Origin of the sequence: Bacillus sp. L381 (genome assembly GCF_030284525.1) — a bacterium.
GTDB lineage: Bacteria > Bacillota > Bacilli > Bacillales > Bacillaceae > Bacillus > Bacillus amyloliquefaciens.
Genome location: NZ_CP127224.1, coordinates 1937302 through 1951331, shown reverse-complemented (window position 1 = coordinate 1951331; position 14030 = coordinate 1937302). Strand labels below are relative to the sequence as shown.

Below are 14030 nucleotides of genomic sequence, written 5' to 3'. Positions count from 1 at the left end.
TAATCATTACGAGTATGTAAAGGAGCTGTACAATGGGCACTGATAAAGACATAGCCAAAGCCTATCAAGAACTGTGGAATAACCGCACCCTCCCGGCTTCAACTCTTGAAGAAGCGGAGAAGGCAATTGATCTTGAACTGCTTGATCAAAGAACACATCCGAGGCTCCGGAAGACGCCCGAGGAAAAGTTTGCTCTGGCGGTGCAGCGAATTGTAGATTCCCGGCTGCAGCCGATTGAGAAATATGAATTGGTTGAACTACATACGAAGCGTTTGCAATTTTTACGAGAAGAAAGAGGGGAGCAGCTATGAAAGCGATCATAAAAGAAGATGTGCAAACTTCTTTAGAACGATATGCCGATCGTCCTGTATATATCCATTTGGAAACAACGACCGGTTCTTATTCAGCGCATCTGAATGAGAAAAATATGACGGTTGTAGCCTATATACGCAATGCCAAAGTGACGTACCATCAGGCGAAAATCAAAGGAAACGGCCCGTATCGCGTCGGTTTGAAAACAGAAGAGGGCTGGATTTATGCAGAAGGTTTGACTGAATATACAGTGGATGACGAAAACCGCCTGTTAATGGCAGGGCATCTGCCGGGCGGAAAATTGGCGATTTCGCTACAAATCAGCGAAAAACCGTTTACAGTTTAAAGAAAAGGGTGAAAATCATGAAAGAACATGTACTCGTCATCCTGCCTCACCCTGATGATGAATCATACGGAGTGGCAGGACTGATTGCTTTACACAGACAAAAAGATATTCCCGTTACGTATGCATGCGCAACACTTGGCGAAATGGGCCGGAACATGGGAGATCCCTTTTTCGCGAACCGTGAAACACTGCCGCTGTTAAGAAAGCAAGAGCTGATTGACGCATGCAAAGCAATGGACATCACTGACCTGAGAATGCTCGGGCTTCGTGATAAAACACTTGAATTTGAAGATGACGAGTGGCTCGCGGATATGATGGAAGAGATTATCGACGATGTAAAACCGAGTCTGATTGTCACATTCTATCCGGGACACGGCGTCCATCCCGATCATGATGCATGCGGCGAAGCGGTCATCAGAGCGCTCTACAGAAAGAAAAAAGAAGACCGGCCGCGCACGCTTTGCATGGCAATCACCCGCAACAGGGAGGAAGCCGTCGGCAAACCTGATGTCATTCTTGATATTAAAGAGGTCGCTGATATTAAAATGAATGCCTTAAAAGCACACCGCACTCAAACGGAAGGCATGCTGAGAGAGCTGGAAGAAAAAATAAAAAATAACGAGCCGGTTCTCCAGACCTGGTTTGAAGAAGAAGTGTATTGGACATATCCGTGGAAAGACTGATAAAAAAAGGATAAGGCATTTAGCCTTATCCTTTTTTACGTCAGATCGGAGGCGATCGCTTCGGCGAGCGAAGACCGTATTGACAAATTTGAAAAACTCAGTCCGAGCTGCACCGCGGTTTGGGCGATTTCAGGACGGATTCCGGATAATGTCGCTTTCACGCCGAGCATTCCGAGTGATTCAATTAAGGTGAAAAGCTGTTGGGCAACCATCGTATCAATCATGGCCACGCCTGATAAATCAATGTACAGCTGTGTTATCCGCTTCTCTGAACACTGGTGCAGCGTATTCTCCAAGATCATTTTGGCCCTTGCCGTGTCAATATCCCCAATCAGAGGCAGCAGTCCGACGTTGTCAAAAAGCACAATGACAGGTGAGCTCAGTTCGGTAATCAATTCTTTTTGAGCTTCAAGCTGAATGTTTGTGTTTTTATACATCTCCTCTATGAAAATATGAATGACCACATCAAACGATTTAATCAGCGTATGGAATATATCTTCGGCATCTTCTTCTGTCACGGTGTCTGAATGCAGTCTGGTAAACTGCTTCACATGGCCGACATACAAATCACGAACTCTGATAAACTCGCGAATGATGTAATGGATAGGAGTTTTTAAACGTTCTTTATCCTGTGCGGCTTCGAACGCCCACTTTTCCAATGCCGCCGTATAAACTTCTTTTTCTTCAGAAAAAATCCGATTGATTTGATAATTAAACGCCAGATTTTGTTTTTTCAGATTCGTGAGCACCGCCGGATCAGAAGAAGCGTAAACAGAATCAGGATCCGTTTCATGAAGGGTGTCAAACCATGTCTGACTGATGTCTTCTGCCCGTTCGGTTAAATAATCGTACAGCCGTGTATGTTTTGGCATGCTGTGCCTCCTTTATGAAATCATCATTTTTTTCATATAACGCTTTTGCAGCTTGAGCAGTCTGAAGAATAAACCGGCAGCTCCTGCGGCGAGTCCTGCAATTAACCCGATCCAATAGCCGAATGCCCCGAGGCTTGTGCAGGTGCCGACTGCGTAACCGAGAGGAAGCCCGATGATCCAATAAGAAACAAACGCCGCACCGAGTGTATAATTGACATCCTTATATCCTCTCAAAGCGCCTTGTATCGGAGCTGCTACGGCATCAGAAAGCTGGAAAAAGAGTGCATAGATTAAAAAATGCTGCGTCAAAATGAGCACGTCCGGATCAGATGTATACATTCCGGCGATCTGCGGTCTGAACAGCAAAATGAAAGCCGCCGTGCATAAAGAAAAACAAAGGGCCATCACAATCCCAATATAGCTGTATGAACGGGCATCCCTGTAGCGTTTTGCGCCTGCTTCAAAGCCGACTAATATGGTGAGCGCCATCGATACGCTGAGCGGCAGCATATACAAGAGGGAAGCAAAATTCATTGCCGCCTGATGGGCTGCAATCGTCACCGTTTGGAAATGGCTCATGAGCAGTGTGACAGCCGCAAAAATGCTCGTTTCAAAAAATACGGCAAACCCGATGGGCAACCCGATTTTCAAAAGCTTTCTGCATTCAGACGGAGAAAACCGGTACAGCTTCCGAAATACAGAGTATCCGGCAAACGGCTCAAATCTGCAGACGATAAAAAAGCTGATGGCGCAAATACACCAGTAAGTCAGGGCGGAGGCAAGACCCGCACCGACTCCTCCCAATGCCGGCATGTTGAATTTCCCGAAGATAAACACATAATTCAAGACAAAATTGATAGGCAATGAGCAGAGCGTAATAAGCATAGTGATTCTCGTTTTGCCGAGCGCATCAATAAACGATCGCAAAACGGCGTAGACAAACAAAGGAAAAATGCCAAGGGATAAAAACCCTAAAAAGTGTTTGGCGATCGTCCGGACATGCGGTTCCAGGCCCAAATGTCCCAAAATCAAATCAACAGTCAAAAAGCCGATAACGATAACCGCCGCACTAAGTATGGCCGCTACATAAACGGCCTGGATGACGGAAAACGGCGCTTCCTTTTGTCTGCCGGCTCCAAACAGCTGCGATACAACGGGCGTAACGGCCATCAATATTCCTGCAAGCCCCGTATAAACCGGTGTCCACAGGCTTGAACCGATTGCAACGCCGGCTAAATCAGCGGCGCTCACTTTCCCTGACATCACCGTATCCAAAAAGGTAATCAAAGAAAGACCCGCCTGTGTAATTAAAATCGGAACAAAGATATGTAACAGCTGTCTGACCTTTTGGCCGATCGAGTTTGTTTCTCTCAAGTTAGGTTCCCCGTTTCTTTATTTTAACGAGAGAAATTATAACATTTTATGTATAAAAAGCAATGAGGCCCGGCCTACTCTTTTTTATCCGGTTTCGGCTTTTTAAACATCTTGGCATAAATGAATGAAAGTGAAATGACCCCTAAAAAGGTGCAGATATACTGCATCAGCCGTGCGAATTCCATATCAAGTCCGCCTCCTTTCATAATTATCGTGCACACTGCGGCGCATATCCATGCGCGCGATGCAGAAAATAAGAGAAAGGAGCTGATGTGACATGCAACACATTCAAATGTCGGAAAGTGCGTTTACCGCTGCCGTTCAAACGTATTTGAAACAAATTACGGAGGATGCCGCAATGATACTGGGGACATTGGATGAAAAAGATCAATGCCTTCTTTGCGAACTAGATGAACTGGGACATACCTTTCAGGAAATGCAGGCTGTCGCTTCGTCATTTTACCTGCAGTCATATATCGAACATTTTACGCCTTCCTATATAGAGCTGGCGAAAGCCGTGCAGCATCTGGCAGAAGAAAAGCATGGGGCGCTGATTGTGATTGAACGTACAGAACCGTTGGACGGAATGATACAAAAAGGGACAAGTCTGCATGCCGAGATCAGTTCAGCTTTAATTGAGAGTATTTTTTATCCCGGCAATCCGCTTCACGACGGAGCCGTATTGGTGAGAGAAAACCGGGTGGTATCAGCAGCCAATGTGCTTCCGCTCACAACAAAAAATGTTGATCTTAAATACGGAACGCGCCACAGGGCCGCGATGGGTCTTTCAGCCGTGACTGATGCACTCGTGCTCGTTGTTTCAGAAGAAACGGGAAAAATGTCCTTTGCTAAAGACGGCGGACTGTATCCGCTTGTCTCGCCGCGGGCGCTTCACGCGAAATAATAAGAAAATGGGAATATTGTACCTATTTAATATTAATGAAGTGAACATCTTTACCTTTTTCTGTATTGATGTTATCGTTTAAATATACATAAAATTTAAAAGAATAGGGAGTGGAAAGATGGCAAATGTATTGATGATCGGTTTTCCGGGAGAAGGCCATATTAACCCGTCTTTAGGCGTTGTAAAAGAATTAAAGGCAAAGGGCGAACATGTCGTATATTACGGCGTGAAGGAATATGAGAACAAAATCGCGTCAAGCGGAGCTGAATTCCGTGAATATGAGGATTTCCGGCAAGATGAATTCGGAAAAAACGCAACGGGTGATGAACAGCGGGACGCTACAGAGTTTTTGCTATTAATGATTGAGACCTCTAAAAAAGCCGCACTCCGCATTCTTGAGGAAGTAAAAGATGAATCCTATGACTACATCATGTATGATCATCATTTTCTGGCTGGCAGGCTCGTGAGAAACCAGCTGAAACTGCCGGCATATTCACTTTGCACGACATTTGCAATGAATGAAGCATTTATTAAAGAGGTTTTCTCAAATACAAACCTTGTATCAGAGGAATCATCCCATTATCCGGCTTATACCGAAGCGGTCAGCATGCTCAATGAAGAATTCAGCGCAGACATTAAAACTGCGTATGATATTTTCTCGAATGACGGCAGAAAAACCATCGTGTTTACTTCAAGAGCTTTTCAGCCGAAAGAAGAAGAGTTCGGTGATTCTTATCTCTTTGTCGGTCCGTCCATAACTGACAGGGCGGCCGCTCATGATTTTCCGTTTGAACAGCTTGAAGGAGAGAACGTCCTGTTTATTTCAATGGGTACGATTTTTAATAACCAGAAGGAATTGTTTAATAAATGCTTAAAAGCGGTCAGGGACTTTAAAGGAAAAGTCGTCATGTCAATCGGCAAACATCTTGATCCGGCGGAGCTTGATGAAATTCCGGAGAATGTTATTGTAAAGCCTTATGTTCCGCAGCTTGAGATCTTAAAGAGAGCGGACTTATTTATCACGCACGGCGGAATGAACAGTACGAGCGAAGGGCTTTACTTCAAAACCCCGATGATCGTCATTCCGATGGGCGCGGATCAGTTTGCCGTCGGAAGCCAAGTGGAAAACACGGGCGCGGGCAAGATGTTTAAAAAAGAGAATGTTACGGCGGAACTGCTCACTGAAGCAATAAAAGAGTTGAGCGAAAACCCTGAATATCAGAAAAAAGCTGATGAAATCGGAGAATCCCTGAAAGCGGCCGGGGGAGCACAGCGTGCAGCAGAATTGATATTGGAAGACGTAAAAACTGCCGAGACCCGGGTTCTGTAATCAGCCATCTCCCGTTTCCTTTATAGGAAGCGGGTTTTTTTGATTGTTTTTCGGGAAGGATTTTTCCTGACACAAAGAGAATTGTATGAAAAACAGACAAGAAAGGTGGAATGTCGCGGAAAAAAGCCATGTTATGAAAATGATTCCAAAGTCTTTTGTGAAATATTCTCAATTTATGTAAAATGTGTGGCATTGGTAATGATCTAAGGTACTAAATGAAACAGAAATGATGTCGACTTCTGAATGAATTCTGCAAAACAGGCGGCGTTCAAAGAAAAGGAACGTCCCTTTCAGCAATGATAAATAGGAGGTTTTTCGTTATATGAAGAAAAAAATCGCAGCCGGTCTGGCTGTATCTGCAGTAATGACTTCAACCTTCGCCGTGCATCCCGCTGAAGCAAAAACCATTCAAGTAAAAAGCGGCGACTCTCTTTGGAAGCTTTCCCGACAATATCATACAAGCATTTCAGCTCTCCAGACGGAAAATAAATTGAAATCAACGATACTTCACCCCGGACAGCGGCTGAATATTCCTGGCGGCGGAAGCAGCACACATAAAACGGACCAAAAAGGAAAAAAAAGCACGGGTGCTTATACAGTTACATACGGAGATTCCTTATGGGTGATCGCAAAAAAATACCGCATGAGTGTTTCTGAGCTGAGAAGCCTGAACCGTTTGAGTTCAGATGTCATCTATCCGGGTCAAAAACTGAAAGTTAAAGGTTCTGCCGGCAGCACGGACAGAGGCGGCAAACAGACAAAGCCTGATAAAGGCGTATCAGGGACTTACACTGTAAAACCGGGTGACTCGCTGTGGAAAATCGCCAATCAAATCGGCATTACGATAGCTGAACTGAAAAAGCTGAATCAATTAACGTCAGACGTGCTGTATCCGAATCAAGTATTAAAAACCAAAGGCTCTTCACATAACGGAAACAGCGGCCCAACACCGCCATCTCATTCAAACCCTTCTGAGAAGCCATCCACTTACAAAGTAAAATCAGGCGATTCCCTCTGGAAAATTGCCAATCGGTTCGGCATCACCGCCCAGCTCATCAGAGAAAAAAATAAACTGACAACCGATGTGCTTCAAATCGGACAAGTTCTGGTGATTAACGGGACGGAAAAAACAGAAGACCCTGTTCGCCAGCCGGAAAACAAACCGGCCAAGCCAAACAAACCAAATACTCCAGAACCTCCGGTGACAGGATCGAAGATTGACAGAATGATAGGTGAAGCGAAAAAATATGTCGGCGTGCCTTACCGCTGGGGAGGCAATACGCCTGCAGGATTCGATTGCAGCGGCTATATCTATTACCTCTTAAATAAGGTAGGCTCCGTTTCCCGTTTGAGCACGGCCGGATACTGGAATACAATGAAACATATCAGCCAGCCGTCAGCAGGCGACTTCGTCTTTTTTACGACATATAAAGCGGGCCCTTCTCACATGGGAATTTATTTGGGCGGAGGAGATTTCATTCACGCCAGCTCCTCCGGGGTTGAAGTTTCAAACTTAAGCAATCCATATTGGAAAAAAGCTTATTTAGGAGCACGCAGTTATTTTTAAAAAAGCCTTTCGGGGCTTTTTTTTGTTTATCATTTTTACGTTTTGACAAGACTGATGGGTAAAAATAAGGTGGAGAAACCATGAATCGTCTCTTGTTTTTTCTCATGCTCACATCAATCACGCTTTGCGGCTGCAGGGGCGGACCCGCTCCTGTTCCGTCCAAAAAACATGGAGAAAGCCGCGCATTGGAAGCGTCCGCATACCGTGAGCATGCCGGACTCATCAATCAAAACGGAAAAAACATCGGTTATATTGAAGTAAAAGAATCTGATGATGAAGGGTCAGACATTCATATATCAGCGGGACATCTGCCCCCCGGCGCTTCTCTCGGATTTCACATTTATGAAAAAGGGGTGTGTCAGACACCTGATTTCGAATCAGCCGGCGGGCCGTTCAACCCTTTGAACAAAGAGCACGGCTTCAACAATCCGATGGGGCATCACGCCGGAGATCTTCCCAATCTTGAAGTGGGTGCTGACGGTAAAGTGGATGTCATTATGAATGCGCCGCAAACTTCGTTAAAAGAAGGGAGCAGACTCAGCCTGCTTGACCGGGACGGGAGCGCGTTCATCATTCATGAACATACGGACGATTATTTAACAAACCCGAGCGGAAATTCCGGAGCCAGAATCGCCTGCGCTCCTCTGAAAAAAAGCGCCCGCAGGGAATGAGCCCTTTTGTATTGAGAATACAAGGGCTTTTTTAGTATACTCGGTTATGGAATACAAATGGAAAGGAAACATCACCTATGACTTCAGAATTACAGCACTTATCACTGCCGGAAGATATACAAAACAAACTGCAAGCTTATCAAAATCATCCCGTTTCCCAAGAATTTCAGGATTTAATCGGATCATCGGGCTATGAAGCCGAAGATAAAGCGATTATATTCGATGCGGTCATCGCTTTGACAATGGGAAAAAATATTCTATTAAAAGGACCGACGGGTTCAGGGAAAACAAAATTGGCGGAAACGCTTTCGAACTATTTTCATAAACCGATGCACAGCGTCAACTGCTCCGTAGACCTCGACGCAGAAGCGCTTGTCGGCTATAAAACGATTGAAAATGAACAGGGCCAGGCGACAATTGAATTCGTTCCCGGACCTGTAACAACCGCAATGAACGAGGGACATTTTTTATACATTGACGAAATCAATATGGCGAAGCCTGAAACCCTTCCGATTCTGAACGGCGTGCTTGATTACAGAAAAATGATGACAAACCCGTTTACAGGAGAAGTGGTTAAAGCAAGCGAAGGATTCGGTGTCATCGCCGCCATTAATGAAGGCTACGTCGGCACCGTGCCGCTGAACGAAGCCCTTAAAAACCGTTTTGTCATTATTGATGTGCCGTATATTAAAGGAAGCCTTCTGAAACAGGTTCTGACCTCTCAATCTGTTTTAAAAGATGAGAAATTAATTGAGCGCTTTATGACATTGTCTTCTGATTTAATCGCACAAGCGCATAACGGACAAGTGTCAGAGGAAGCGGCGTCCATCAGGGCTCTCATTGATACGTGCGACTTGGCTGCGTATATTCCGCCGAAACGGGCGATTGAAAGAGGCATTGTGGAAAAACTTGATGACGACAGGGAAAAAGCCGCTGTCAGAAATATTGCAGAAACGCTGTTCGAATGAGGAATGTACAATGAAGTTTATCAAATTTAACGACAGCACGATCGATTCGTTTTTGTTCATGATGCTGACTGATCTGGCCAAAACACTGACCAGAAGCAGTGAAGTGGAAGTGGAATACGGCGTGCAGTCATACTACAATCCCTTTGAAAAGAAAATTTATATGAGCCACTTTTGGAAAGACAGGTCAGCCGGGGATATGGAAGCCGGCCTGAAAAGCGATGTGTATTTGCGCGCTGTCGGCACACGCAGCAGCTCATTCCGGGAATTTGCCGGGTTTTTAAATGACGTTCACCGGCGCTTCAACCGCCAAAGCTTTGCAAAGCAGCTGTTCATGCTGCTTGAGGATATCAGAATTGAAGAGCTGATCAAAAAAGAGCGGCCGGGGACGAAACGTGTATTTCAGAAGCGGAGGGAGATGTACAGGAAACATTTCACAACGCAGCTGACATTGAATTTAGAACGAAGCATTTTCACCGACGCTTTGTATTGCGCGATATTTGTCAAGCTGACGGCTGAGTCTCCGCTTGAAGGCATTCCTTCCATGCAGGAAGATATTGATATGATGATACCGTATATTGAACGCCAGCTCATCCGGGTGTATGAGGCGGATTCTACGGAACAGATCGCAAGAATAACAGAAGACCTCATGGAAGGCCTTGATGAAGTGCTGGAGAAAGATATGCTGAACACATACTTTTTTCTGCCGGAACTTGATTATGAGAAAGCGGCTGAAGAGCCTTTATTCGAAAGCATCAAAAGAGCGCCGTCATTAAGCGACGATATCACACTCCCAGAGTCTTCCGACGGAGATGAAGATATCCATGAAGAGAAAATGAATACGTGGCATCGGGAAACCGAAGCGCCGTCAAAAAGTTTCCTTCAATTTGATATTGAGCACGGCGCGAAATCAGATATTGGGAAAGACGCCGCCAGAGAAGGGGATGACGGTGATCAGGCGCTCGGCTCCGTTCAAGGCTCCGCACGGCAGACGAAAAGAGAGGATTACTCCAAGCTTGAGGCGCTTGAATCCAGACAGGATGAACATGAGGGCGCGGGGCTTGCCGACGGAAAAGAAAACAAGTTTGCTTTCCCGGTTTACCAAACACCTCATCAAGCGTCGCCCGAGGAGGAGCAGTCTTATAAAGAACAGGCGAAAACGATTGAATCATATCAAAAACGCCTGAAGCAGATGATACAAAAAACACTTGAACACAAAAAAACGCTTCCGCGAACCGACCTTCACGCGGGCCGGCTGAATCGCAAGCTGCTCCGCTACTTTACGGAACGGAATCCGCGTCTTTTCTATAAAAAGCAAGATCCCTCTTCGGAAATTGACGCTGTTTTTACGTTGCTTGTCGATTGTTCGGCCAGCATGTTCGACAAAATGGATGAAACAAAAAGAGGGATCGTTCTATTCCATGAAGCCCTGAAATCAGTGTCCGTCCCGCACCAGATCGTCGGATTTTGGGAGGATACAAACGAAGCGACCGAAACGAGCCAGCCGAATTTCTTCAATACCGTGATTCCGTTTGAAGAGTCGCTGCTGCAGGCGGCTGGTCCGCTGATCATGCAGCTTACGCCGGAGGAAGATAACAGAGACGGATATGCCATCAGACAAATGACGAAACAGCTGATGCGGCGGAGTGAGGCGCAAAAGTTTTTAATCGTGTTTTCAGACGGAGAGCCGGCGGCATTCGGCTACGAACAAAACGGCATCGTCGATACGAGCGAGGCTGTCATCGAAGCGAGAAAAAGAGGGATAGAAGTCATAAATGTTTTTCTGTCCAATACTGCGATAGAAGAATCACAGATGAAAACCATTCAGGATATGTACGGAAAGTACAGTATTTTTGTTCCGGATGTCGATCAGCTGCCTGATGTGCTGTATCCGCTCTTGAAAAAACTGCTTCATAAAAGCATAGGATAGGCTTTTTCCTATGCTTTTTCGCTTTTTATTTTAAAATGATTTAATTTTTTCGTTATGGATCTGTTTTTTTTACTATTTTGTGAACAATCAAGGTAGAATCCAAACGCAATCAGTGGTAAAATACCCTTGGAAGCGTTTTTATTACATAATTTTGGGCACAGCGTTCAAAAGTTATTTCAAGATAGTGAATTGATCACTTGATTATCTAGGTTGGGGGTAATATTCAAATGTTTCAAAATAATATGAAACAAAGAATGAATTGGGAAGATTTTTACGGACCGAACCTCGGCTACGCACTGGAGCTGTACGACCAATATGCTGAAGATCCAGACAGCATTGATCCGGATCTGAAAGACATGTTTGACGAACTCGGCGCTCCGCCAAGCCAAATAAAAGAGGCATCGGGAACAAAGGAACAGGGACGAGTCACCGCAGATCTGATTCAAAAGATCGCAGCAGCAGTTAAACTTGCAGAAGATATTCGAACCTATGGCCATCTGAACGCTTCCGTCAATCCGCTCAGAAAGGATCAAAAAAAGAGCGAGCTCTTTCCGCTATCCGAGTACGGGCTTACAGAAGAAGAAATGAAAGCAATACCCGCGTCTGTCATTTGTAAAGACGCACCTGCCAATATAACGAACGGCTTAGAAGCCATCCAGCATTTACGCAATACGTATAAAAGAACCATCTCCTTCGAATTTGACCATGTGCATGATTTCGAAGAGCGGGCATGGATTACAAAAATGGTCGAATCCGGAGAACTGTTCCGGAAGAATTCACCGGAAAAACTGTCAGCCGTTTTAGAAAGACTGACGGAAGTAGAAGGATTTGAACAATTTTTACACCGGACATTCGTCGGCCAGAAGCGTTTCTCAATTGAGGGATTAGACGCGCTTGTGCCGGTTCTTGACGACATTATCGCCCAGTCTGTGAAAGCAGGCACAACCAATGTCAATATCGGGATGGCGCACAGGGGCCGCTTAAATGTGCTCGCGCATGTGCTCGGCAAACCGTATGAGATTATTTTCTCAGAATTCCAGCACGCGCCGAATAAAGACCTTGTACCGTCTGAAGGCTCGACCGGAATCAGCTATGGCTGGACGGGAGACGTAAAATACCACCTCGGTGCAGACAGACAGTTACAGGATGCTGAAACCAAAAGCGCCCGGATTACGCTTGCAAATAACCCGAGCCATCTGGAATTCATCAATCCGATTGTTGAAGGAAGCACGCGGGCGGCACAGGAAACAAGAACGCAAAAGGGGTACCCGGTTCAAGACGAAACAAAATCGCTCGCCATTTTAATTCACGGTGACGCAGCGTTCCCGGGAGAAGGAATTGTCGCTGAGACGCTGAACTTAAGCTCTTTGAAAGGCTATCAGGTCGGCGGGGCCATTCATATCATCGCCAATAATATGATCGGCTTTACAACTGAAAGCGATGAATCACGCTCTACGAAATATGCCAGTGATTTGGCGAAGGGTTATGAAATCCCGATCGTTCACGTCAACGCCGATGATCCTGAAGCATGCCTATCAGCCGTTAAATTTGCGGTTGAATACCGGAAGCGGTTTAATAAAGATTTCTTAATCGATTTAATCGGGTACAGACGGTACGGCCACAATGAAATGGATGAGCCGTCCACGACACAGCCGATGCTGTATGACGCCGTAAGAAAACACCCGACTGTCAAGCGGATCTTTGCGGAAAAACTCGTAAGTGAAGGACTGATCAGTGAGGAAAAAGCGCAAAACATTGAAGCGGCAGTGACAAAACGAATTGAAGACGCCTATAAAAAGGTGCCCGCCAAAAAAGAAGATGCCGTACGGGAAATCGAATTGCCGGAACCGGTATCCAACGGTTTTCCTGACGTTGATACAGCCATTGATTTTGATGTTCTCCGCAAGCTGAACGGCGAACTCATCAATTGGCCGGAATCCTTTAACGTGTTCGGCAAGCTGAAAAGAATCTTGGAAAGACGTGCAAAAGCGTTTGATGATGACCGTAAAGTGGAATGGTCATTGGCTGAATCGCTTGCGTTTGCTTCCATTTTGAAAGATGGCACTCCGATCCGGCTGACCGGACAGGACTCAGAGCGCGGAACGTTCGCTCAAAGAAACCTTGTGCTGCATGACAGCGAAACAGGCAAGGAATTTGTTGCACTCCATCATTTAGACGACTGCGCTGCTTCATTTGCGGTGCATAACAGCCCGCTTTCTGAAGGATCGGTTCTCGGTTTTGAGTATGGATACAACGTGTATTCGCCTGAAACTCTTGTGATGTGGGAAGCGCAGTACGGGGACTTTGCCAATGCGGCTCAAGTCTACTTTGATCAATTCATATCTGCAGGACGGGCAAAATGGGGACAAAAATCAGGATTAGTCATGCTGCTTCCTCACGGTTACGAAGGACAGGGTCCTGAACACTCCAGCGGCCGTGTCGAACGATTCCTGCAGCTGGCGGCGGAAAACAACTGGACGGTGGCCAACCTGACAAGTGCGGCTCAGTATTTCCATATTTTAAGAAGACAAGCGAAAATGCTGCTTCGTGAGGAAATCCGTCCGCTTGTGATTATGACGCCGAAGAGTCTGCTCCGCAACCCGAATACAGTATCTGAAGTACAGGAACTGAGCGAAAGCAGATTCAAGCCTGTCTATGAGCAATCCGGTCTTTCCCACGCTTACGAAAAAGTGACTCGCGTCGTATTATCAAGCGGAAAAGTGTCAATTGACATCAGCGATCACTTTAACAAAATGGAAGGCGATAAGGATTGGCTTCATATTGCCAGAATCGAACAGCTGTATCCGTTCCCGGCAAAAGACGCGAAAGAGCTTTTCGCCAAACTGCCGAACTTGCAAGAGATCGTTTGGGTTCAGGAAGAGCCGCAGAACATGGGGGCATGGAGTTATATCAGCCCGTATCTGACGGAAATCGCGCCGAAAGGAGTAAATGTTCAATACATCGGCCGAAGAAGACGATCCAGTCCCGCAGAAGGAGATCCGACAGTCCACAAAAAAGAACAGGAACGCATTGTATCTGATAGCTTGACTCGCAAAAACTAAGGGGGAAATGAAAA

Annotated in this window: 12 protein-coding genes; 10 read left to right on the top strand and 2 right to left on the bottom strand. The window is 45.8% G+C overall.

Going from position 1 to position 14030, the window contains the following annotated elements; genetic code table 11:
* Nucleotides 1–32: 32 nt before the first annotated feature.
* Genes yoyC through bshB2 form a run of 3 tightly spaced genes read left to right on the top strand, consistent with a single transcriptional unit; the run spans nt 33 to nt 1341 of the window.
* Entirely contained in the window at nt 33–311 is a 279-nt protein-coding gene (gene yoyC, locus QRX25_RS09470) for a protein YoyC (protein ID WP_065981674.1), read from the top strand.
* Nucleotides 308–658, top strand: coding sequence for a YojF family protein (locus tag QRX25_RS09465; protein WP_007407960.1), 351 nt, complete (start codon nt 308–310; stop codon nt 656–658). The genes yoyC and QRX25_RS09465 overlap by 4 nt, the downstream gene beginning before the upstream one ends.
* Before the next feature lie 17 nt (nt 659–675).
* Nucleotides 676–1341, top strand: a complete 666-nt coding sequence (gene bshB2 / locus QRX25_RS09460; RefSeq protein ID WP_015417637.1) for a bacillithiol biosynthesis deacetylase BshB2 — start codon at nt 676–678, stop codon at nt 1339–1341.
* A 35-nt stretch (nt 1342–1376) separates the two neighbouring features.
* Here the strand turns inward: bshB2 and QRX25_RS09455 are convergent, their stop codons facing one another.
* Nucleotides 1377–2213 carry an STAS domain-containing protein gene (locus QRX25_RS09455; protein WP_065981673.1) on the bottom strand — a complete coding sequence of 279 codons (837 nt, stop codon included), beginning with the start codon at nt 2211–2213 and terminating at the stop codon, nt 1377–1379.
* Nucleotides 2214–2225: 12 nt separating this feature from the next.
* Nucleotides 2226–3587 (bottom strand): MATE family efflux transporter, encoded by a 1362-nt coding sequence (locus tag QRX25_RS09450; protein WP_212097914.1) that lies wholly within the window; start codon nt 3585–3587, stop codon nt 2226–2228.
* A gap of 277 nt (nt 3588–3864) precedes the next feature.
* Between QRX25_RS09450 and cdaS the strand changes: the two genes are divergently transcribed.
* From cdaS to sucA, 7 genes are all read left to right on the top strand, one after another.
* Nucleotides 3865–4491 (top strand): sporulation-specific diadenylate cyclase CdaS, encoded by a 627-nt coding sequence (gene cdaS / locus QRX25_RS09445; protein WP_212097910.1) that lies wholly within the window; start codon nt 3865–3867, stop codon nt 4489–4491.
* A 118-nt stretch (nt 4492–4609) separates the two neighbouring features.
* Entirely contained in the window at nt 4610–5821 is a 1212-nt protein-coding gene (locus tag QRX25_RS09440) for a macrolide family glycosyltransferase (protein WP_212097907.1), read from the top strand.
* A gap of 322 nt (nt 5822–6143) precedes the next feature.
* Complete coding sequence (locus QRX25_RS09435; protein WP_212097904.1) at nt 6144–7388, top strand: C40 family peptidase; 1245 nt, start codon at nt 6144–6146, stop codon at nt 7386–7388.
* Between the two features lie 80 nt (nt 7389–7468).
* Entirely contained in the window at nt 7469–8059 is a 591-nt protein-coding gene (locus QRX25_RS09430) for a superoxide dismutase family protein (protein ID WP_212097901.1), read from the top strand.
* A gap of 77 nt (nt 8060–8136) precedes the next feature.
* Nucleotides 8137–9027, top strand: a complete 891-nt coding sequence (locus tag QRX25_RS09425; RefSeq protein WP_125122730.1) for an AAA family ATPase — start codon at nt 8137–8139, stop codon at nt 9025–9027.
* Nucleotides 9028–9037: 10 nt separating this feature from the next.
* The gene (locus QRX25_RS09420; RefSeq protein ID WP_115997519.1) at nt 9038–10954 is read left to right on the top strand and encodes a vWA domain-containing protein; all 1917 of its coding nucleotides are present in this window, start codon (nt 9038–9040) and stop codon (nt 10952–10954) included.
* A 227-nt stretch (nt 10955–11181) separates the two neighbouring features.
* The gene (gene sucA, locus QRX25_RS09415; RefSeq protein WP_065521099.1) at nt 11182–14016 is read left to right on the top strand and encodes a 2-oxoglutarate dehydrogenase E1 component; all 2835 of its coding nucleotides are present in this window, start codon (nt 11182–11184) and stop codon (nt 14014–14016) included.
* The last annotated feature ends 14 nt before the right edge of the window (nt 14017–14030 follow it).

Excerpts from the sequence above, each read along its gene's own strand:
- yoyC (WP_065981674.1), top strand. The coding sequence starts at position 33 with ATGGGCACTGATAAAGACATAGCCAAAGCCTATCAAGAACTGTGGAAT.
- QRX25_RS09465 (WP_007407960.1), top strand. The coding sequence starts at position 308 with ATGAAAGCGATCATAAAAGAAGATGTGCAAACTTCTTTAGAACGATAT.
- bshB2 (WP_015417637.1), top strand. The coding sequence starts at position 676 with ATGAAAGAACATGTACTCGTCATCCTGCCTCACCCTGATGATGAATCA.
- QRX25_RS09455 (WP_065981673.1), bottom strand. The coding sequence starts at position 2,213 with ATGCCAAAACATACACGGCTGTACGATTATTTAACCGAACGGGCAGAA.
- cdaS (WP_212097910.1), top strand. The coding sequence starts at position 3,865 with ATGCAACACATTCAAATGTCGGAAAGTGCGTTTACCGCTGCCGTTCAA.
- QRX25_RS09440 (WP_212097907.1), top strand. The coding sequence starts at position 4,610 with ATGGCAAATGTATTGATGATCGGTTTTCCGGGAGAAGGCCATATTAAC.
- QRX25_RS09435 (WP_212097904.1), top strand. The coding sequence starts at position 6,144 with ATGAAGAAAAAAATCGCAGCCGGTCTGGCTGTATCTGCAGTAATGACT.
- QRX25_RS09430 (WP_212097901.1), top strand. The coding sequence starts at position 7,469 with ATGAATCGTCTCTTGTTTTTTCTCATGCTCACATCAATCACGCTTTGC.
- QRX25_RS09425 (WP_125122730.1), top strand. The coding sequence starts at position 8,137 with ATGACTTCAGAATTACAGCACTTATCACTGCCGGAAGATATACAAAAC.
- QRX25_RS09420 (WP_115997519.1), top strand. The coding sequence starts at position 9,038 with ATGAAGTTTATCAAATTTAACGACAGCACGATCGATTCGTTTTTGTTC.
- sucA (WP_065521099.1), top strand. The coding sequence starts at position 11,182 with ATGTTTCAAAATAATATGAAACAAAGAATGAATTGGGAAGATTTTTAC.